The 18,720-nt window shown below is 68.5% G+C and carries 20 protein-coding genes, 1 tRNA gene and 1 pseudogene; 14 read left to right on the top strand and 8 right to left on the bottom strand.

What is annotated here, in order from left to right; all coding sequences use genetic code 11:
* Window positions 1-125 precede the first annotated feature (125 nt).
* From MUG78_RS06810 to MUG78_RS06800, 3 genes are all read left to right on the top strand, one after another.
* Window positions 126-1,427 carry a helix-turn-helix domain-containing protein gene (locus MUG78_RS06810; RefSeq protein ID WP_246993445.1) on the top strand — a complete coding sequence of 434 codons (1,302 nt, stop codon included), beginning with the start codon at window positions 126-128 and terminating at the stop codon, window positions 1,425-1,427.
* Window positions 1,428-1,567: 140 nt separating this feature from the next.
* Window positions 1,568-3,091, top strand: coding sequence for an acetaldehyde dehydrogenase ExaC (exaC, locus tag MUG78_RS06805; protein ID WP_246993443.1), 1,524 nt, complete (start codon window positions 1,568-1,570; stop codon window positions 3,089-3,091).
* 132 nt (window positions 3,092-3,223) lie between these two features.
* Window positions 3,224-3,646: a DUF779 domain-containing protein gene (locus tag MUG78_RS06800; protein WP_246993441.1), complete on the top strand. Its 423-nt coding sequence runs from the start codon at window positions 3,224-3,226 to the stop codon at window positions 3,644-3,646.
* Window positions 3,647-3,670: 24 nt separating this feature from the next.
* On the opposite strand, the gene MUG78_RS06795 is transcribed toward MUG78_RS06800, so the two are convergent.
* From MUG78_RS06795 to MUG78_RS06785, 3 genes are read right to left on the bottom strand one after another with little or no spacing between them, the layout of a single operon-like run.
* Window positions 3,671-4,612 carry a DUF1214 domain-containing protein gene (locus tag MUG78_RS06795; RefSeq protein WP_246993439.1) on the bottom strand — a complete coding sequence of 314 codons (942 nt, stop codon included), beginning with the start codon at window positions 4,610-4,612 and terminating at the stop codon, window positions 3,671-3,673.
* A gap of 47 nt (window positions 4,613-4,659) precedes the next feature.
* Window positions 4,660-5,586, bottom strand: a complete 927-nt coding sequence (locus MUG78_RS06790; protein ID WP_246993436.1) for a D-isomer specific 2-hydroxyacid dehydrogenase family protein — start codon at window positions 5,584-5,586, stop codon at window positions 4,660-4,662.
* A 21-nt stretch (window positions 5,587-5,607) separates the two neighbouring features.
* Complete coding sequence (locus MUG78_RS06785; RefSeq protein WP_246993434.1) at window positions 5,608-6,621, bottom strand: YeiH family protein; 1,014 nt, start codon at window positions 6,619-6,621, stop codon at window positions 5,608-5,610.
* A 93-nt stretch (window positions 6,622-6,714) separates the two neighbouring features.
* On the opposite strand from MUG78_RS06785, the gene MUG78_RS06780 reads away from it, so the two are divergent.
* Window positions 6,715-7,632: a LysR family transcriptional regulator gene (locus MUG78_RS06780; protein WP_246993432.1), complete on the top strand. Its 918-nt coding sequence runs from the start codon at window positions 6,715-6,717 to the stop codon at window positions 7,630-7,632.
* A gap of 7 nt (window positions 7,633-7,639) precedes the next feature.
* Here MUG78_RS06780 and MUG78_RS06775 read toward each other — a convergent pair whose 3' ends face one another.
* Window positions 7,640-8,251: a response regulator transcription factor gene (locus MUG78_RS06775; RefSeq protein WP_308221339.1), complete on the bottom strand. Its 612-nt coding sequence runs from the start codon at window positions 8,249-8,251 to the stop codon at window positions 7,640-7,642.
* Between the two features lie 156 nt (window positions 8,252-8,407).
* On the opposite strand from MUG78_RS06775, the gene MUG78_RS06770 reads away from it, so the two are divergent.
* Complete coding sequence (locus MUG78_RS06770) at window positions 8,408-8,755, top strand: ANTAR domain-containing protein (RefSeq protein WP_246993428.1); 348 nt, start codon at window positions 8,408-8,410, stop codon at window positions 8,753-8,755.
* A gap of 191 nt (window positions 8,756-8,946) precedes the next feature.
* Entirely contained in the window at window positions 8,947-9,477 is a 531-nt protein-coding gene (locus MUG78_RS06765; RefSeq protein WP_246996890.1) for a Dps family protein, read from the top strand.
* Between the two features lie 122 nt (window positions 9,478-9,599).
* On the opposite strand, the pseudogene MUG78_RS06760 reads toward MUG78_RS06765, so the two are convergent.
* A pseudogene (locus MUG78_RS06760) lies at window positions 9,600-9,776 on the bottom strand (Rho termination factor N-terminal domain-containing protein); the annotation flags it as partial.
* Window positions 9,777-10,166: 390 nt separating this feature from the next.
* Here MUG78_RS06760 and MUG78_RS06755 point away from each other — a divergent pair.
* From MUG78_RS06755 to MUG78_RS06740, 4 genes are all read left to right on the top strand, one after another.
* Window positions 10,167-10,400: a VIT1/CCC1 transporter family protein gene (locus MUG78_RS06755; RefSeq protein WP_246993426.1), complete on the top strand. Its 234-nt coding sequence runs from the start codon at window positions 10,167-10,169 to the stop codon at window positions 10,398-10,400.
* A gap of 77 nt (window positions 10,401-10,477) precedes the next feature.
* Window positions 10,478-11,053, top strand: a complete 576-nt coding sequence (locus tag MUG78_RS06750; protein WP_246993424.1) for a TetR/AcrR family transcriptional regulator — start codon at window positions 10,478-10,480, stop codon at window positions 11,051-11,053.
* Window positions 11,054-11,130: 77 nt separating this feature from the next.
* Window positions 11,131-12,216: an ABC transporter permease gene (locus MUG78_RS06745; RefSeq protein ID WP_246996888.1), complete on the top strand. Its 1,086-nt coding sequence runs from the start codon at window positions 11,131-11,133 to the stop codon at window positions 12,214-12,216.
* Window positions 12,213-12,869 carry an ABC transporter ATP-binding protein gene (locus MUG78_RS06740; RefSeq protein WP_246993422.1) on the top strand — a complete coding sequence of 219 codons (657 nt, stop codon included), beginning with the start codon at window positions 12,213-12,215 and terminating at the stop codon, window positions 12,867-12,869. The genes MUG78_RS06745 and MUG78_RS06740 overlap by 4 nt, the downstream gene beginning before the upstream one ends.
* A 102-nt stretch (window positions 12,870-12,971) precedes the next feature.
* Here MUG78_RS06740 and MUG78_RS06735 read toward each other — a convergent pair.
* Window positions 12,972-13,056 (bottom strand) — tRNA-Ser (locus MUG78_RS06735).
* Between the two features lie 150 nt (window positions 13,057-13,206).
* Here MUG78_RS06735 and MUG78_RS06730 point away from each other — a divergent pair.
* Entirely contained in the window at window positions 13,207-14,175 is a 969-nt protein-coding gene (locus tag MUG78_RS06730) for an NAD(P)H-quinone oxidoreductase (protein WP_246993420.1), read from the top strand.
* Between the two features lie 9 nt (window positions 14,176-14,184).
* Here the strand turns inward: MUG78_RS06730 and MUG78_RS06725 are convergent, their stop codons facing one another.
* Together MUG78_RS06725 and MUG78_RS06720 are read right to left on the bottom strand one after the other, a co-directional pair.
* Window positions 14,185-14,643, bottom strand: coding sequence for a MarR family winged helix-turn-helix transcriptional regulator (locus MUG78_RS06725; protein WP_246996887.1), 459 nt, complete (start codon window positions 14,641-14,643; stop codon window positions 14,185-14,187).
* Window positions 14,644-14,811: 168 nt separating this feature from the next.
* Window positions 14,812-16,005, bottom strand: a complete 1,194-nt coding sequence (locus tag MUG78_RS06720; protein WP_246993419.1) for an aminotransferase class V-fold PLP-dependent enzyme — start codon at window positions 16,003-16,005, stop codon at window positions 14,812-14,814.
* Window positions 16,006-16,114: 109 nt separating this feature from the next.
* Between MUG78_RS06720 and wzm the strand changes: the two genes are divergently transcribed.
* The 3 genes from wzm to glfT1 are packed head-to-tail and all read left to right on the top strand — an operon-like array spanning window position 16,115 to window position 18,716.
* Entirely contained in the window at window positions 16,115-16,981 is an 867-nt protein-coding gene (wzm, locus tag MUG78_RS06715) for a galactan export ABC transporter permease subunit Wzm/RfbD (protein WP_372493147.1), read from the top strand.
* Between the two features lie 8 nt (window positions 16,982-16,989).
* Window positions 16,990-17,805, top strand: coding sequence for a galactan export ABC transporter ATP-binding subunit Wzt/RfbE (gene wzt, locus MUG78_RS06710; protein ID WP_246993415.1), 816 nt, complete (start codon window positions 16,990-16,992; stop codon window positions 17,803-17,805).
* On the top strand, window positions 17,802-18,716 hold the full coding sequence (glfT1, locus tag MUG78_RS06705; RefSeq protein ID WP_246993413.1) for a galactofuranosyltransferase GlfT1: 915 nt from the start codon (window positions 17,802-17,804) through the stop codon (window positions 18,714-18,716). The genes wzt and glfT1 overlap by 4 nt, the downstream gene beginning before the upstream one ends.
* Window positions 18,717-18,720: the final 4 nt, after the last annotated feature.

The following is an 18,720-nucleotide window of genomic DNA, read 5'->3' as shown; positions in this document are numbered from 1 at the left end:
TCGGCCAGGTCGCACCACGATTATTGCCGAGGTCACACTCTGAATGCAGAATCGAAGGTATAGCTCAAGGTCGAGTTGAACCGAATCGCCCGCGCAGGTCGCCGCGGGCCGCAACCGGAGGCGCCATGGCAGAAGCCGCGATGTCGCACATCCGCCGTGCCTACGAACAGCTCCTCGCCTCCGGTGAACCGCCGGCCGAAGCCGTCCGCACCATGGTGGCCGACTCGTGGCTTCGCTCCGTGCAACGCGGCATCGACCCCGTCGACGCCGAGCCGACCGCCTCCATACTCACCCCGACCGACTTCGAGGAGTACCGCAAGACGCATCGGCTCACCGCGATCCGCGAACTGGTGCAGTCCCTGATGCTCGACGACATCGCCGACTCCGGCGTGGTGGTGGCCCTCGCCGACAGCGAGGGGCGGCTGCTCTGGATCGAGGGAGACAGCGCCGCACGCGACCGCGCCGCCGCCATCAACTTCGTCGAAGGCTCGCTGTGGAGCGAGGACGCGGTCGGCACCAACGCCCCCGGCCTGGCCCTGTCGTTGGGCCGCGGCGTGCAGATCCTCGGCCCGGAACACTTCGCCAGCTCAGTGCAGGACTGGAACTGCGCCGCCGCCCCCGTGCACGACCCGCTGACCGGCGAACTCCTCGGCGTGATCGACGTGACCGGCGGCTCCGCGGCCGCCGCCCCGTTCGCACTCGCGGCGGTGCGATCGGTGGTGGCCGCCGTGGAACGCGAGCTACGGTTCGCCGGACGGCCCACCCTGCCGAACGGCGCCGTCGACCTGGCCCGAGCAGCCATGCGCCCGTCCACGACCACCGCCACCGTCGTTCCCGAGACGGCCGGCAACCGACTCACCGTGCTCACCGCTCCCACCTGGACCCCGGCGACCGGACTCCACGTGCCACTCTCGCCGCGACACGCGGAGATCCTGCTGCTGCTCAGCACCCATCCGGAAGGCCTGGGCACCGAGCAACTGGCCATGCTGCTGTCCGACGGCGATCTCGGCGCGGTGACCGTGCGCGCGGAGATCTCCCGGCTGCGGCGCGACCTCGGCGACCTGATCGCCGCCCGCCCCTACCGGCTCACCGTCGACCTGCAGTCCGACTACGGCACCGTCCGCGAACTCCTCGCCCGCGGCGCACTCGCCGAGGCGATCACCGCACTCGGCCGCGGCGGGCTGCTGGCCGAGTCGACGGCGCCCGGCGTCGTCGAACTCTTCGAAGACCTGCGCGAAGACCTCCGCTCGCGCGTGGTGACCACCGGCGATCCGGCGGTGCTGACCGCGTGGACGTCGTCGCCGCACGGCCGCGACGACACCGAGGCCTGGCAGGCCCTGGCGCAGGCCCTCCCGGCGGGCGGTGCCGAACGGGCCGTGGCCACCGGCCGTCTACGGCTGCTGGATCGTCGCCTCGGACTCGGCTGACCCGGCGCGTCGTTGCAGGTGGGAACCTAATCGCCACGGTTGCAACGTGACTGCAACCACGTAGCATCTACTGTGTGTTCCAGATCACCAACCGCAGGTGACTTGATCGCCAAGCCACCCCACGCACAAAGGAGTTCGCGATGACTGTTTTCGCCAAGCCCGGTACCGACGGCTCGCTGATGAGCTACCAGTCCCGCTACGACAATTTCATCGGCGGAGCGTGGGTCCCGCCGGTCAAGGGCCAGTATTTTGAGAACCCGTCGCCCATCGACGGCAAGGTCTTCTGCGAGGTGGCCCGCTCCACCGCTGAGGACATCGACCTGGCACTGGACGCCGCGCACGCCGCCGCTCCCGCCTGGGGCAAGACCACCGTCGCCGCCCGCGCCCAGGTCCTGAACAAGATCGCCGACACCATGGAGGCGAACCTGGAGGCCATCGCGGTGGCCGAGAGCTGGGAGAACGGCAAGGCGGTCCGCGAGACCCTGGCCGCCGACATCCCGCTGGCCATCGACCACTTCCGCTACTTCGCCGGTGTGATCCGCGCGCAGGAAGGCGGCATCTCCGAGATCGACAACGACACCGTCGCCTACCACTTCCAGGAGCCGCTGGGCGTCGTCGGCCAGATCATCCCCTGGAACTTCCCGATCCTGATGGCCGTCTGGAAGCTGGCCCCGGCGCTGGCCGCGGGCAACTGCGTGGTCCTCAAGCCGGCCGAGCAGACCCCGGCGTCGATCCTCTACCTGATGAGCCTGCTCACCGACGTCCTCCCGGCCGGCGTGATCAACGTGGTCAACGGCTTCGGCGTCGAGGCCGGCAAGCCGCTGGCGTCCAGCAACCGGATCCGCAAGATCGCCTTCACCGGTGAGACCACCACCGGTCGCCTGATCTCGCAGTACGCCTCCGAGAACCTGATCCCGGTGACCCTGGAACTGGGCGGCAAGAGCCCGAACATGTTCTTCGACGACGTGATGAGCGCCGAGGACGGCTTCCTCGAGCGCGCCCTCGAAGGCTTCGCGATGTTCGCCCTCAACCAGGGCGAGGTCTGCACCTGCCCGAGCCGCGCCCTGATTCAGGAAGGCATCTACGACGCGTTCCTGGAGAAGGCCGTCGACCGCGTCTCCAAGATCAAGATGGGCAACCCCCTCGACACCGAGACCATGATGGGCGCCCAGGCGTCGAACGATCAGTACGTGAAGATCCAGTCGTACCTGACCATCGGTCGCGACGAGGGCGCCGAGGTGCTCATCGGCGGCGAGGCCGCAGATCTCGGCGGCGACCTGTCGGGCGGCTTCTACATCAAGCCGACCGTCTTCCGCGGCAACAACGACATGCGCATCTTCCAGGAGGAGATCTTCGGTCCGGTGCTCGCGGTGACCAGCTTCCGCGACTACGAGGACGGCATCCGGATCGCCAACGACACCCTGTACGGCCTCGGCGCCGGCGTGTGGAGCCGTAACGGCACCGTCGCCTACCGCGCCGGCCGCGACATCCAGGCCGGTCGTGTGTGGACCAACACCTACCACGACTACCCGGCGCACGCGGCCTTCGGCGGCTACAAGCAGTCCGGTATCGGCCGCGAGAACCACCTGATGATGCTCTCGCACTACCAGCAGACCAAGGCCCTCCTGGTCGGCTACTCGGGTCAGCCGAAGGGCTTCTTCTAAGCCTTCCGCTTCACCCCCTCTGCGCCCCGCGGTGCAGTCCCCAGCAACGCGCCCCGGAGGTGGTTACCTCCGGGGCGCGTTATCCATTTTTTGCGAGCGAATCGAATGAGTGAAGCGAGAGGGAGATCGACGATGAGCGAGAACTCTGCACCCGACCGGGTGGTGGCCACCGAAGCGGCCACGGAGCTGCTGACCAAGCTCACCGAGCTGCACGGCGGGCTGATGATGCACCAGTCGGGCGGCTGCTGCGACGGTTCGGCCCCGATGTGTTACCCGGTGGGCGAATACCGCATCGGCCAGCGTGACGTCCTCGTCGGCGAACTGGACCTGCCCGATCCACTGCCGACGGTGCGCGTGTGGATCAACGGCGACCAGTTCGAGCTGTGGAAGCACACCCAGCTGATCCTCGACGTGGTGCCCGGCCGCGGCGCCGGCTTCTCGCTGGAAGCACCCGAGGGAGTCCGGTTCCTGTCCCGGTCGCGGGCGTTCTCCGACGACGAGAACACGGCCCTCGCCGCCGATCCGCCGCGCACCGGCGCCGACCTGGCGGTGTGATCCGCGAGGTCGGGCCGGGTCGTCCTACTCCGCGAGCATCGGGAAGGTCCAGGTTCCGTCGGCGATCTCCGGCCGAGGGCGGTACAGCCGCACCAGGTAGTTCCAGCCCTCGGTCACCGGGATGGCGTTGGGCACGTCGACCGGGTAGTCGCCGAACCGGACGGTGACGCTGCCGTCGTCGTTGCGGACGCCGGTGATGTTGTTGACCGTGTACGCGCCGCGCTCGTTCGGCTCGAAGAAGCCGTCAGCGTTGTAGACCGAGATCGACCAGAAGCCGTCGACCGGGACGTCGGCGCCGACGGTCAGCTCGTACTTGCCCTGCGGCAGGCGGGGATCAACGCCGATGTAGACGGCCTCGCTCACCGGCAGTCCGCCCCAACCGGCGGCGGTGCCGATGAGGCGGCGGATCGGATCCACTTGATCGCGGGTGCCGAACGCGCCGTCGAAATTAGTCATGTTGCGGGCCAGATCCAGCAGCGAACGACGGGTCTCGTCGAGGGTCGGCGCGTCGTAGTCGGGCAGTTCGAACGGCACCGACGACCCCGCCGTCACCGCGAGCTGATCCTGCAGCGCCGCCACCGCGGCGAGGTCGGCGGGGTCGGCCGGATCCACCAGGATGCGCACCGCCACCGCCACGTACCGGGTGCCGAACTTCTCCCGGGTCAGCTCGTAGGTCCCGGCGTCGTGGAAGATCTCGTTGATGAAGTGGTCCTCGTTGACCACCATCGCCGACAGGTACCGCTCCCCGTGCTCGGGGAGCGTCAGCGTCGCGCCTTCGCGCAGGTCGACGACGGCGAAGCTGTACAGGGTGTCGCGGTTGAGGCGGATCACCAGCTGGTGCGCGATGTCGGCGGGTTCGCGCTCATGACTGAACCGATTGACACCGCCCGACTTACGCTGCAGGTCGGCCAACATGCGACCGGTCTCGGCGCGCACGAAATTGTCGACGTTCACACGAATGCTCATGGTCAGATCTTGGCACGACGCCGACCACCCGACCACTGGACTCGGCGTCAGTAGTCGGCGGCCGGATCGACGACGGACAGCAACTCCTCGCCGGCGATGAATCGTCGGACGTTCTCGGCGAGCCACGGCGCCATCTCCCGGGTCAGTCCGGGGGCCGGATTGGCGATGTGCGGTGTGAGGATCAGGTTGGGATAGCTGTACAGCGGATCGTCGTCGGCCGGTGGCTCCGGATCGGTCACGTCGAGCGCGGCCCCGGCGATGGTGCCCGCACGCAGCGCTCGCCCGAGCGCCTCCTGATCGATCAGCGAACCGCGGGCCACGTTCACCACCCAACTGTGCGGCTTCAGCAGGGCCAGCGTGCGGTCGTTGAGCAGGTGGCGGGTGGCCGCAGTCGACGGTGCCGCCAGCACCACGTGATCGGTGTCGGTCAGGACCTGCTCGGTGTATTCGGCGGACACGGTCCGATCGGCGCCCTCCACCGGGCGGCCGGAGCGGTTCACCGCGATTACCGTCGCGCCGCACGCCCGCAGTCGTGGGGCCAGTTCCCGGCCGATACCGCCCGCGCCGATGATCGCCACCGTCGCGCCGCGCAGGGTGCGGACCCTGGGCGGGATCACGTCGTCGTTCCAGCCCAGCAGCACGCTGGCGGGGATCTGCCGCAGGCCCGCCAGCAGCAGCGCGAGGGCGTGTTCGGCACAACCCGCGGCATAGAAGCCTGAGGCGTTGGTCCAGCGGCGCCGGTCGTCGAGCACGCCCGCATCCTTGAAGCCTTCGATCCCGGCGGTCTTGAGGGCCACCCACTCGATCGTGTCGGGCAGCGTCGGGAAGTCGGCCGGCGGCCCGATCCACACGAGAGCACGCGCCTCGCTCAGCGGCACGACGACGCCTCCGCCCGCTTCGACCGCGGCGACGAGATGCCGATCCTGTTCGGGCTCGATCGCGACGGGCAGTGGGACGGAGGCGTCAGAGCTCATGGCTCAGGTGTACGCGAGAAGTCAGCCGACCAGCAACGCTCCGGCCAGACCCAGACCGACGACCCAGGTGGTGCCGATCGCGCCGAGCACGAACGGGCGGGGTCCGACGGCGCGCAGCGCGCTGATCCGGACGCCGGTACCGAGGGCGAACATCGCCGCGCTCAGCAGCGCCACCTGGACGTGGCCGGCCACCTGCAGCACGCCGTCGGGCACCACGCCCACCGAGCGCAGGGTGACGCAGGCGAGGAAGCCGAGAACGAACACCGGCACCAGCGGCGGGCGCTGGCCTGCCGGGGCGTGGCGCCGCTGGCGCAGGCTGATCACGGCCATCACCGGGGCGAGCATGAGGACGCGGCCGAGCTTGACCACCACGGCGACGGCCAGTGCGCCCGAGCCGATCATGCCGCCGGCCGCCACCACCTGCGCGACCTCGTGAATGGACGCTCCGGCCCAGATGCCGCCGATCTCCGGGCCGAGGGACAGGAAGTGCACGGCCAGCGGAAGCAGACCGAGGAGCATGGTGCCGAAGACCACGACGGTGCCGATCGCGGTGGCGACGTCCTCGTCGTCGGCGTCGATCACCCCGTCGACGGCGGCCACGGCCGCCGCACCGCAGATGGAGGTGCCACACGCGATGAGCAGTCGTTGCGCGGGACTCAGGCCCAGCTTGGCGCCCACCCAGAGAATGCCGCCGATACCGAAGACCACCACGCACACGATCACCGCGATCACGCCGGCGCCGAGGCCGAGGATGTCACCGAAGACCAACTGGAGGCCGAGCAGCGCGATGCCGATGCGCAGCAGCGGCCGCGACGCGATCGCCATACCGGGGGCGTAGCGCGGGCCGAGCGGCGCGATGTTCGTCGCGATCGCGCCGAGCACGATCGCGATGAGCAGCGGGCTGACCATCGGGAGCCACCAGTTCACGGCCATCGCTACAGCGGTGGCGAGGGCGCAGACGAGCAGTCCGGGCACCGGTCCGGTCGCGGGCGGCGACGGCGGTGCTTGCTGCACGGATTCGAGTTGGCGGGTCATGGTTTCCAGGTTCGCCCGTATTGTCGTCGTGCAGAAGCCCCCGCTTCCGCATGGGGACATATCGAATTGATCTATCTCCATCGGCGCATAGGCATGCCGAGTAGTCTCGCGATCGTGCGTCCCGGCTCGCTCGACCTCACCGCGCTGGAGTTGCTCGTCGGCGTCGACGACCACGGCAGCCTCAGCGCTGCTGCGCGCGATCTGCATATGGCGCAGCCGAATGCGAGCCGTGCGATCGGCCGCCTGGAACGACAGCTCGACGTCGTCCTCCTCGAGCGCACCACCAGCGGTTCCCGTCTGACCGCCGAGGGCACCGTGCTGGTGCACTGGGCGCGCGAAACCTTGACCGGGGCACGACAATTCCTCGACGTCGCCGACGGCCTGCGCGACGACCGGAACGCCGAACTGACCGTCGCCGCCTCACTGTCGGTGGCCGAACACCTGATACCGCGCTGGCTCGGCGCGTTCCGCGCCGACCATCCGGAGACCACGGTGCACCTGAAGGTACAGAACTCCGCCGGGGTACTGGAACTGCTCGGCGCCGGTGGCTGCGATGTGGGCTTCATCGAGACCCCGAGCCTCCCCAAGGGCGTCTACAGCGCGGTCGTGGCCCGCGACCGCCTGGTGGTGATCGTCGCGCCGGACCATCCGTGGGCACGACGACGCCAACCCCTCTCGGTGTCCGAACTGGCCGGGACCCCGCTGCTGGTCCGCGAACCCGGCTCCGGCACCCGCGACACGCTCGACGCCGCGCTCGAAGGACACACCCGCGCCGCACCGCTCCTCGAACTGGGCAGCAGTGCCGCCCTCACCACCGCGGTGGCCGACGGCGTCGGCCCCGCGGTGCTCAGCACTCTCGCCGTCGACGGCGCCGTACGCGCCGGCGCGGTACAGATCGTCGACGTTCCCGGGCTCCGCGTGGAGCGCGACCTACGCGCCGTGTGGCAGCCGCCCGCCCAACTCGCCGGACCGGCCGGCGACCTCGTGCGGATCGCCCAGCACGGTCGCTGATCATGCCCTACGCGGGGTGATCTCGGCGTGGCCGGTCGGGCACGAAGCCATGCTGTGCACCCCACAGGACGGCTTGCGCCCGGGTGGTCACGCCGATGCGACGGTACCCGGTCCGTATGTAGGTCTTCACCGAGTTGATCGACAGGCCGGTCTGCGCCGCGATGTCGGCGTTGCTCAGACCCTGCGTGATCAGGGCGATCACCTCGGCCTCCCGTTGTGTGAGGCCTTCTTCGCGCCCCGGCCAGTCGCCCACGTTCAGCGCCGCCGTCGAGCTGCTGCCGGAGAACGATTGCGGCGCGCCCTCGGCGAGGTGGATCTTCTCCAGCGCCTCCACGAGTTTCGCAGCCGGCAGTCGCTTGGAGATGAATCCCGCCGCGCCCGCGGTCAGCGCGGCACCGGCGATCGGTTCCGACGCATCCCAGGAATAGACCACCACCTTCCCGACGTGCCCGTTCGCGGCAAGGTCAGCGATGATCTGGTGATCGGCGGGCGGGTTGGCGAACGAGTCGTACAGCGCGATGTCGACGTCGTCGAAAATCTCGCCCGAGGTTGACAGCGCCTGGACGCTCACCCGGTCCGTGTAGCGCCGTAGCATGGTTTCCAGGCCGCGCACCACCACGTCGTAGTCATCGATGAGTGCCACCCGGATCGGTCCCATATCCAACCGTAACCCCCATGAATACACCCGTAGGGGTGAGCCTCCTAACCCTCGACGCACTTAAGGTCGATGTCATCGGCGACAGTCCCGTCGCTCACCCGGAGCAGGAGGTCGCGATTGCGCGGAGAACACGTCACCAACCCACCGAGCGGCTTGGCCGCTGCCCCCGGCACCTGCAGCTCCGCCGAGCCCGCCGAGCCCGCCGACGCGATGGACGCCGACGAGGTGGCCCGCCGGCGGGCGACGATCGAGCGAGTCAAAGGCGCCTTGATGTTCGCCTATCGACTCACCCCGCAGCAAGCCTTCGACCTCCTCGTCTGGCGCTCACAGGAATCGAACGTGAAGCTCTATGCTCTGGCCGCAGCCATCGAGGCCCGCATCTCCGACGTCGATCTCCCGTCGGAGGCGCGCTCGAGTTTCGATCGGATCGTGCACGGCGCGCACGAGGACGTACAGCGCCGCTGAGGACGCCGGAGGGAACGGACTGGGAACGCCTCGGCGGTCCGGGCCCGCTGGACTTACCTACACGCTCGGTGACCTGCCCCCATAGCCTGGGCGCCGGCCGAGGATGTTTGATCGTCACCGCGCCGGGTACCCGATGGAGCGGGATCGCGCACGGCGATCTCCACTCGCCACTCAACGCAAGGAGAACAGGCATGGCTACATCAGGAATCGAAAAGCATAACGCCAACCGCTTGATCGAGCTCCTGCAGAACCGGCTCAGCGCTCTGAACGACCTGCATCTGACGCTCAAGCATGTGCACTGGAACGTGGTGGGACCCACCTTCATCGGTGTCCACCAGATGATCGATCCGCAGGTGGAAACGGTGCGCGGTTACGCCGATGTGCTCGCCGAGCGCATCGCCGCGCTCGGCGGCTCGCCCGCGGGCACCCCCACCGCGATCGAACGAGACCGCACGTGGGACGACTACAGTCTCGGCCGTGACACGGTGAACGCTCACCTCGCCGCGCTCGACGTGGTCTACGAGGGCGTGATCGGCTCCCACCGCAGCGCGATCGAAGAGGCGGGCAAGATCGACCCGGTATCCGAAGACATCCTCATCGGTCAGACCGGCGAACTGGAAAAGTTCCAGTGGTTCATGCGGGCCCACCTGGAAGATCCGAGCGGCAGGGTGCCGCATGCCGCCCAGGGCACCGAGAGCGGGGCCGCGGCCACCGCCCGCTGACCGCGCTCCGCGGGCAGTCACCTTCCGACATCGAAACGACGACGGCCGACCGGTTCATTCCGGTCGACCGTCGTCTCGCACCGCTACCCCGCCGACCTGCTGCCGGGCGCACGCGACGGGTCCTACTTCCGCGAGGCCTTCCGGTTGGCCCGCTCGATCGCATCGACGAGCTCGGCTTTTCGCATCGTGGAGCGTCCGCGGATGTCCAGATCGCGAGCGACCTCCAACAGGTGTTCCTTGGTGGCCTCCGCGTCGACCCCGCCATGGCTGGTCCCGGAGGGCCGACGGCCACCGCTGCGGGTCACGTCTCGAGTAGTGGTGGAGCGCACTGTTGATCCTTCGTGGGTGGGCAAGTGGCCACCAACAAGACCACAGCCTCTGGCATATATGCGTCGAAGGCATCGAGCCGCCGTGCAGGCCGGATCGCCTCGGCGACGTCTTCTGGTGCTCCGGATTCGCTCCTCTGGGCGAGAACGAGGACCGAGTCGCAGTCCTGGCGGGTCGGGCCGGGACAAACATCAACACCGCCTTCAATCGTTGGTACACCCGCGCGGAGACGGCTTCGTCGGACAGACCGACGCGGCGGCCTTCCTCCTCGGCGCCGTCCTGCCGGTCCTGCTGCCGATCCTGGCCCCGTTTCGACTTCCGACCTGAGTTGGACCTCCTGAGCTGATTTTCGAGGGTGGTTCTTGGATCGGTGCAGGCCAGGGCTGTTCGTCCTGCCGGTCCTGCTGCAGATCCTGGCCCCATTCGACTTCCGGTCCTGGCTGACGCTGACCATCGCCGGGGTGTCGCTGACCGTGACCGCCGTCGTCTTCTCCCCGCGCGGTCACTACCGCGTCGCCTTCGCCATCCTCCGCGGCCTCTGCCTCGGCCTCGGCATGCTGGCTCTGACCTACGCCCTCGGCGACGTGCTCATGTAGTGACCGCCAGTAGGATGCATGCCGCGACCACTCGGCGGCCCACCCCGCCGCCAGCGTACGGAAAGCCCGAGGAAGACGTGCCCAAGATCAGCGCCGACACTCTCGCCGAACACCGCGAGGAAGTCCTGTCATCGCTAATGGAAGGGACCAAGCGCATTCTCCTCAGCGGCGGCGAACGCAAGCTGACGGCCGCGTCGGTGGCCGCCGAGGCCGGTATTGCGCGCAACAGCATCTACCGGTACGTCTCGTCGGTGGACGATCTCGTCGACCTGGTCGTGGCGCAGGGATTCACCGATTGGGCGGCGGCCGTGGCGGCCGCGGTCGACGACGCTCCCGACGCGCGCGCCGGCGTCGTCGCCTACGTTCGCAGCAACCTGACACTCGCCGCCAGCGGCGAGCACATGTTGCAGAGTTCGCTCTCGCGGGCTCGTCTGTCCGAGTCGGCTCGACGTCGAATCGTCGAGATGCACGAGCAGATCTCCGCGGTCCTGCACGACACCGTCGCACAGCTCGACGCGCCGCGGCCGGACCTGATCATCACGGCGATCGACGCCCTGGTGAATTCCTCGTTGCCACTGGTGGGACCCGACGCACCCGCCGATGAGGTCATCGACTTCATGTGCGGCGCCGCGGCCGCCATCGTCAACCCCTGACCTCCCCTTTTGAGACACCCTGTCGCAACGCTGTACCGTCTGGTCGCGACAGGGTGTCTCAATAGATGGGAGTGGCAGTGTTCATCGCATTGCGCGAACTGCGAGCGGCCTGGGGCCGCTTCGCAATGATCGGACTGGTGGTGGCGCTCGTCGCGGCACTCGTCGGTATGGTCTCCGGATTCACAATCGGCCTCGGCAACGACACGGTGTCCGCATTGCGGGCCATGAACGCGAAGTCGGTGGCGTTCGCCGACGGCGCCAACGACTTCAACCGGAGCACGATCTCCGCCACGGACGTCCAGGCATGGCATGACCTCCCCGACGTCGACTCGACGCCGTTCGGCATCACCATGGCCCACGGCGAGACCGACTCGGGCTCGGTGGCCGACCTCGCAGTGATCGGCGTGAACCCGGAGGGTCCGCTGACCCCGGCCGCCGAGGCCGGCGAACGTCTGGGCACCGCACCCGGCGAGATCGTCGTCTCCACCAAACTGCTCGACGAGGGCATCACGATCGGTGACGAGATCACCGTCGACAACACCGACGTGGTGCTGCGCGTGGTCGGCACCGTGGAACCGACCTCATACGGCCACGTCCCCGCCGCGTACACGTCACTGGAGACCTGGCGCACGGTCCGGTACGGCACCACCGACCTGAACGACCGCCAGCGCGGCACCGCTGCAGCGATCGCGATCCTGGGCGGCAATCCCCCGGCGACCGTCGGCGCGACCACCGTCTCGCCGGAGACCACGATGCTCGAGGCCGCCCCCGGCTACTCGGGCGAGCGCCTCACGATGAACTCGATCCTGGCGTTCCTCTACGTGATCGCGCCGCTGATCGTCGCGGCCTTCTTCGCGGTCTGGATCCTGCAGCGCCACGGCGTGTACGCCCTCCAGCGGGCGCTCGGCGTGTCCCGGTGGTCACTCATCGGCGCCACTCTCGCGCAGGCCACCGTGGTGGTCGGCCTGTCGACGATCATCGGATCGGCCGTCGCCTACGGACTGGGCCTCCTCCTCGGCGACGCCGTGCCGTTCGACCTCCCCTTCGCCTCGCTGGCGACCACCACACTCGCGGTGATCGCGGCCTCGCTGGTCGGATCCGCCGTCACCCTCCGCTGGGTCGTCACCGCCGACCCCTTGACCATGCTGGGAGCCTCCCGATGAGCCTCGACCTTCGCGATGTCACCGTCGAATACCGTTCCGGCGACGACCCGCTGCTGATCCTCGACGGCTTCACGGAGACCTTCGCGGACAGGCAGGTCACCGCGATCGTGGGACCGTCGGGCTCGGGCAAGTCGACGTTGCTGGGCGTCTGCGGGATCCTGCGGCACCCCGACTCCGGGACCGTCACGCTCGACGACACCGACGTCAGCGCTCTCTCGACCCGCGCAGGCGACCGGTTGCGTCGCACGCACATCGGTTACGTCTTCCAATCCGGAAACCTGTTCCCCGGGCTCACCGTGCTCGACCAGGTGGTCGCGATGGGCGTCATCTCCGGTAAGCGCCCCTCGCAGGTGCGCTCGCGCGCGGAAGAACTGCTCGAGGAAGTCGGCATGTCGACCCACCTCAAGACCCGACCGGAGCACCTGTCCGGCGGGCAGCGACAGCGGGTGGCGATCGCCCGCGCGATGGTCCACCGCCCCTCGCTGCTGCTGGTCGACGAGCCGACCGCCGCGGTGGATCGCAGCCAGGCCGGGCAGATCGTCGAGCTGATCAACCGGGTGACCGCCGAGTCCGGATGCGTCACCGTCGTCGCAACACACGACCCCGAGGTGGTCGCCGCCGCGGACCGCGTGGTTCCCCTCGTCGCAGGCTGATCGCCGCCGGGCTTCGACCGGCTGCCGCGGTGTACCTGCCGATCGCGCAGGTACTGACATGAGGTCAGGGGCGGTTTCTCGAGAATCGCCCCTGACCTGCTGCGGAAGCGGAGGGATTTGAACCCCCGGTCCTTTTACAGACGCTCGCTTTCAAGGCGAGTGCATTCGGCCGCTCTGCCACGCTTCCCTGGTGCCTCGACCATCGTACGAGGTCGCGGTCCGACCCGAACCCAGACCCCGGGACCTCGGCGAACCGGTCTCCGCTCCGATCCCGCGCACGAGGCCGAACTTCCGCTATCCCTCGACGCCCCCGCCCAGCGCTGGAAGACTCGAGGGCATGTACGCCATCACCGGCAGCGAGCAGCTGCAGTTGACGCAGGTTCCCGATCCGACGCCGGCCGCGGACGAGGTGGTGATCGCGGTGGTCGCCGCCGGCGTGAATCGCGCCGACGTGCTGCAACGGTCCGGCTTCTATCCGCCACCGCCCGGCACGTCGGAGATCCTCGGGCTGGAGGTCTCCGGGCACATCGCGGCCCTCGGCGCGGACGTGGCGGGGTGGGCGATCGGCGACCCGGTGTGCGCACTGCTGTCCGGCGGTGGCTTCGCCGAGAAGGTCGCGGTGCCCGCGGCACAACTGCTGCCGGTGCCCGACGGGGTGAGCGTGCGCGATGCCGCGGCCCTGCCCGAGGTGGCCTGCACGGTGATGTCGAACGTCTTCACCGCCGCGCACCTGCAGCCGGGCGAGATGCTGCTCATTCACGGCGGATCCAGCGGCATCGGCACCCACGCGATCCAGGTCGCGAAGGCTTACGGCGCCACGGTGGCGGTCACCGCGCGCAACCCGGAGAAGCTGGCCCGCTGCGGCGAACTCGGCGCGGACATCCTCATCGACTACAGCTACGAGGACTTCGTCGCCGCACTCAAACCGCACGGCGGCGCCGACGTGATCCTCGACGTGGTGGGCGCCCAGTACCTCCCGCGCAACATCGACGTACTCGCGAAGGACGGTCGCCTGGTGGTGATCGGCATGCTCGGCGGGAGCAAGGGCGAGCTCGATCTGGGCAAGGTGCTGGCAAAGCGCGCGACGATCATGGGCACCACCCTCCGCGCCCGACCCGCCTCCGGCCCCGGCTCGAAAGCCGAAGTGGTCGCGGCCACGCTGGAGGGGACCTGGCCGCTGATCGCGGCCGGTGCGGTGCGCCCGGTGATCGACACGGTCTACCCGCTGGCGGAAGCCGGAACCGCGCTCGACCGACTGGTCGACGGTTCGGCGATCGGCAAGATCCTGCTGGAGGTCAGCGGGTAAGCACCCCGTTCAGGCGTCCGCGTCGACAGCGGCGATGCGGTCGGCGGCGGCGACGCGGTCGCCCACGCGTCGCATCATGCCGACGAGGTCCTCCATCTCCGCCGGGGACAGCACGTCGAAGACCAGGGCCTGCGCGGCTCGGTCGCGCGCAGCGTCGATCGGCAGCTGCGCCGCCCGCCCCTCGGGAGTGATGCAGACCCACTTCTGCCGTGCGTCCCCGCGAGCGCCTACGGCGACCTCGATGAACCCGGCGCCGATCAGACGGCTCACCTGGCGAGACACGGTGCTCATGCCGATATGCGTGCGCTCCGCGAGATCGGAGATACGCAGCCGCGGCGACCTCGACAGCGCGTCGAGCAGGCGCCACTCCGAATGCGTCAGAAACGACGCCTCATCTGTACGCCGACGAACCTCGTGGTAAAGGTCCCACCCGGCCTCCGCGAAATCACGCCACTGCTGATGCTGCACCGACGACAAGACGCCCCGGTCCGTGACACCACCGACATTCCCCTGCTCGGCCAAGTCATTCCCTCCCCGCAAAACGTCAACGCAACAAAAACGCGCTGGTCATACAGTACCGAAAAGGATTATTAACTACAGTTAGTAGAGCCTGAAAACATCGTTTCTCACCGAAATTCACCCGAACGAACCAAGGACCCGGGCGAGCTGATCGATCTCGTACGGCAGTGCGTACGGTCCCAGGCCCACGGTGACCGCTCCGCCGACGTCGGTAGCCCCGATCCTGGTCAATGCCCGACTCGGCACATCCGAGAGCGCGCTGATGCCGTTGTCGGCCAGTCGTTGCGCGACTTTCGCCGCCGACACGCCGTCGACCACGAAGCTGACCGCCGGAATGCGGTGCGTGTCGGCGCCGATGACGTGGACGCGGCCGAGCTGCGTCAGCGAGTTCACCAGGTAGTGCGTGAGGCGCTGCACGTAGTCGTAGGTGCTGTCCAACGAGGTGGTCAGACGACGACGGCGTTTACCGTCGGCCGACGGGTCGAGTCCGGCCAGGTGTTCCACCGACGCCACCACACCGGTGAGCAGCGAGGCCGGCATGGGTTCGGCTTCCAATCGGCGAGGCCCGGTGCTTCGTGGGTCCATCGACACGCGGGTCAACGACTCCAGGCGTGCCGGGTCGGCGAAGACCATGGCCGCCATCCGCGGGCCGCCCCAGCGCGCCGGGCTCAGGAGCACCACGTCGGCGCCGAGTTCGGCCATCGACATCCGGACGTACGGCGCCGCCGAGGAGGCGTCGACCACGAGGAGCGCCCCCGAGTCGCGGGCGTAGTTCGCGATCTGGGCGACGTCGACGATCGCGCCGGTAACCGATGAGGCCAACGTCACCGCGATCACTTTGGTGCGCGCGTTCACGAGGTCCGCGTACTGCCATTCCGGCAGAGTTCCGTCGGAGATGTCGAGCTCGGCCCAGCGGACGCTCGCGCCGTGTGCCCGCGCACCCCGCAGCCACGGGACGATGTTCTCCTCGTCGTCCAACCGGGAGCAGATCACTTCGCCGTCCCAGTCCGCCGCCGACATGGCATCGGCCAACGCCGTCACCAAGACGCTGCGCGACGGCCCGAGGACCACCGCGGCCGGATCGGCGTCGAGCAGATCAGCGAGGGCGCGGCGCGCATTCTGCTCCACCTCGGCGGCGGCGAGCGCCTGCGGATACGCCCCGCGCGGATCCACCGGGAGGGCTCGGAGCCCGGTGCTCATCGCGCTGGCCACCGCATCGGGAACCTGCTGCCCGGCCTGAACGTCGAGATGGATCCACCCGTCTCCGAGAGTGGGGAACAGTCCCCGCACCGAGGCGACGTCGAAGGGCATGCACCACACGATAGACAGTGCGCCCGACGATAATGAACGTTGTCCGCACACAGCGCCCCGCACCTTGCCGAAGCGGACCGTCAGCTCATCGCCTGTATCGTCAACCGTTGTGTCAGTGGCAAACCTCGACGACGATATTCCCCCGGCCCCGCCCATCTCGGACTCGCGGACCTTCCGCCGGGGCATCAAGGACCTCGTCGACGGCTTCCGCGACTCGGAACTGTGGCTGCACCTGGGCTGGACCGACATCAAGCAGCGCTACAAGCGCTCGGTGCTCGGCCCGCTGTGGATCACCATCGCCACCGGCGTCACCGCGTTCGCGATGGGCCTGCTGTACGGCGAACTGTTCGGCCAGGACCTCAACTGGTTCCTCCCGTACGTCGCGCTCGGCTTCATCTTCTGGAACTTCATCTCCAATTCGATCCTCGACGGCTCGGTGGTGTTCTCCACCAACGAGGGCCTGATCAAACAGCTGCCCGCGCCGATCAGCGTGCACGTGTACCGCATCGTGTGGCGACAGCTGATCATCTTCGCCCACAACATCGTCATCTACGTCGTCATCCTGATCCTGTTCCCGCAGCCGCTGAACTGGACTGCGCTGCTGGTAATTCCGGCGATCGGCCTGTTCGTGCTCAACGCCGTGTGGGTGACGATCGTGTTCGGCGTCCTCTCCACTCGTTTCCGCGACATCGGCGAGCTGCTGAAGACCGCGGTGAACCTGGTGTTCTTCCTGACGCCGATCATCTGGTCCACCAACACCTTCACCGGCGATCAGGGCGAACGGGTTTCCGGGCGCATGCGTCTGGTGGAGCTCAATCCGATGTACCACTACCTGGAGATCGCCCGCGGCCCGCTGATGGGCGAATCCGTCGCCGCCTACCACTGGTGGGTGGTCATCGGCTGCACCGCCGTCGGCCTGGCCGCTGCACTCGTGGTGATGCGTAACTACCGCGCCCGCGTGGCGTACTGGGTTTAGGAGTACCCGTGGCAAATTCGGAAATCCGGGTCGACACCTGGGACGCCTGCGTCGACTTCCCCATCTTCGACGCCAAGACCCGCTCGCTGAAGAAGGCCGTCATCGGCGCGGCCGGCGGCGTGATCGGCGCCAACAACTCGCGCACCGTGGTGGTCGAGGCGTTGCGCGACATCAATCTGCATCTCAAGCACGGCGACCGCGTGGGCCTGGTGGGCCACAACGGCGCAGGCAAGTCGACGCTGCTGCGCCTGCTCAGCGGCATCTACGAGCCCACGCGCGGCAGCTGCCAGGTGAAGGGCCGGGTGGCCCCGGTCTTCGACCTCGGCGTGGGCATGGACCCGGAGATCTCCGGCTACGAGAACATCCTCATCCGCGGCATGTTCCTGGGCATGTCCCGCAAGCAGATGCTGGCCAAGACCGATGAGATCGCCGAGTTCTCCGAACTGGGCGAATACCTGGAGATGCCGCTCCGCACCTACTCCACCGGTATGCGCGTGCGCCTGGCCCTGGGCGTGGTGACCAGCATCGACCCCGAGATCCTGATCCTCGACGAGGGCATCGGCGCCGTCGACGCCGAATTCATGAAGAAGGCCCGCGTCCGCCTGCAGGCGCTGGTGGAGCGCTCGGGCATCCTGGTCTTCGCCAGCCACTCCAACGAGTTCCTGGCGCAGCTGTGCGACCGCGCGCTGTGGATCGACCACGGCCAGATCCGCATGGACGGCGGCATCGAAGAGGTGGTGGGCGCCTACCAGGGACCCGAGTCCGCCGCGCAGGTCCGCAAGGTGCTGACCGAGTTGGGCAAGTCGTCGGAGACCGACGCATGAGTGAACGCATCATCGGCGTCGTCGTGACGCATCGGCGTCGGGAACTGCTGGCCGAGTCGCTTCAAGTGCTGTGCGCCCAGGATCGGCCGCTGGATCACCTGATCGTGGTCGACAACGCCGCCGAACCGGAGGTGGCCGAACTGGTCGCCGCGCAGTCGATCTCCACGACGTATCTGCCGTCCCAGCACAATCTGGGCGGCGCCGGCGGCTTCGCGCTCGGCATGCTGCACGCATTGGCGCTGGGCGCCGACTGGGTGTGGTGCGCCGACGACGACGGCCGCCCGGAGGGTCCGCAGGTGCTGTCGACGCTGCTGAGCTGCGCGCATCGGCACGGCCTCGGCCAGGTCTCCCCGGTGGTGGTGAACATCGACGAGCCCGACGCCCTGGCCTTCCCGCTGCGCCGCGGCCTGGTGTGGCGTCGTCGTCGCAGCGAACTGTTCGCCGACGGTGAGACGCAGACCGACGACCTCCTGCCCGACATCGCCTCCCTGATGAACGGCGCCCTGTTCGCCGCCGCCACCCTCGATCGCATCGGCGTCCCTGACCTGCGCTTGTTCGTCCGCGGCGACGAGGTGGAGATGCATCGACGTCTGGCCCGCTCGGGGATCCCGTTCGGCACCTGCCTGACCACCGCGTACCTGCACCCCGACGGGAGCGACGAGTTCCGGCCGATCCTCGGAGGACGCATGCACACCCAGTACCCGGACAACGAGACCAAGCGCTACTTCACCTACCGCAACCGCGGCTACCTGATGAACCAGCCGGGCATGCGTAAGCTGCTGCCGCAGGAATACGCCCGTTTCGGCTGGTACTTCCTAGTGCAGCAACGCGACGTCGCCGGCTTCCGGGAATGGCTGCGACTGCGGCGCCTGGGCCGCAACGAACGATTCGGCGGCCCAGGCCAAGGGTGAGCAC

Source organism: Gordonia alkaliphila, assembly GCF_023017165.1.
GTDB lineage: Bacteria > Actinomycetota > Actinomycetes > Mycobacteriales > Mycobacteriaceae > Gordonia > Gordonia alkaliphila.
The sequence above is the reverse complement of the archived record's forward strand: the minus strand, read 5'-3'. Positions and strand labels throughout refer to the sequence as shown.

Coding starts and splice junctions, on each gene's coding strand:
- MUG78_RS06780 (WP_246993432.1), top strand. CDS start 6,715: ATGCCGAGTAGTCTCGCGATCGTGCGTCCCGGCTCGCTCGACCTCACC.
- MUG78_RS06730 (WP_246993420.1), top strand. CDS start 13,207: ATGTACGCCATCACCGGCAGCGAGCAGCTGCAGTTGACGCAGGTTCCC.
- MUG78_RS06800 (WP_246993441.1), top strand. CDS start 3,224: ATGAGCGAGAACTCTGCACCCGACCGGGTGGTGGCCACCGAAGCGGCC.
- exaC (WP_246993443.1), top strand. CDS start 1,568: ATGACTGTTTTCGCCAAGCCCGGTACCGACGGCTCGCTGATGAGCTAC.
- MUG78_RS06740 (WP_246993422.1), top strand. CDS start 12,213: ATGAGCCTCGACCTTCGCGATGTCACCGTCGAATACCGTTCCGGCGAC.
- MUG78_RS06765 (WP_246996890.1), top strand. CDS start 8,947: ATGGCTACATCAGGAATCGAAAAGCATAACGCCAACCGCTTGATCGAG.
- MUG78_RS06795 (WP_246993439.1), bottom strand. CDS start 4,612: ATGAGCATTCGTGTGAACGTCGACAATTTCGTGCGCGCCGAGACCGGT.
- MUG78_RS06810 (WP_246993445.1), top strand. CDS start 126: ATGGCAGAAGCCGCGATGTCGCACATCCGCCGTGCCTACGAACAGCTC.
- MUG78_RS06790 (WP_246993436.1), bottom strand. CDS start 5,586: ATGAGCTCTGACGCCTCCGTCCCACTGCCCGTCGCGATCGAGCCCGAA.
- glfT1 (WP_246993413.1), top strand. CDS start 17,802: ATGAGTGAACGCATCATCGGCGTCGTCGTGACGCATCGGCGTCGGGAA.
- MUG78_RS06785 (WP_246993434.1), bottom strand. CDS start 6,621: ATGACCCGCCAACTCGAATCCGTGCAGCAAGCACCGCCGTCGCCGCCC.
- MUG78_RS06720 (WP_246993419.1), bottom strand. CDS start 16,005: ATGCCCTTCGACGTCGCCTCGGTGCGGGGACTGTTCCCCACTCTCGGA.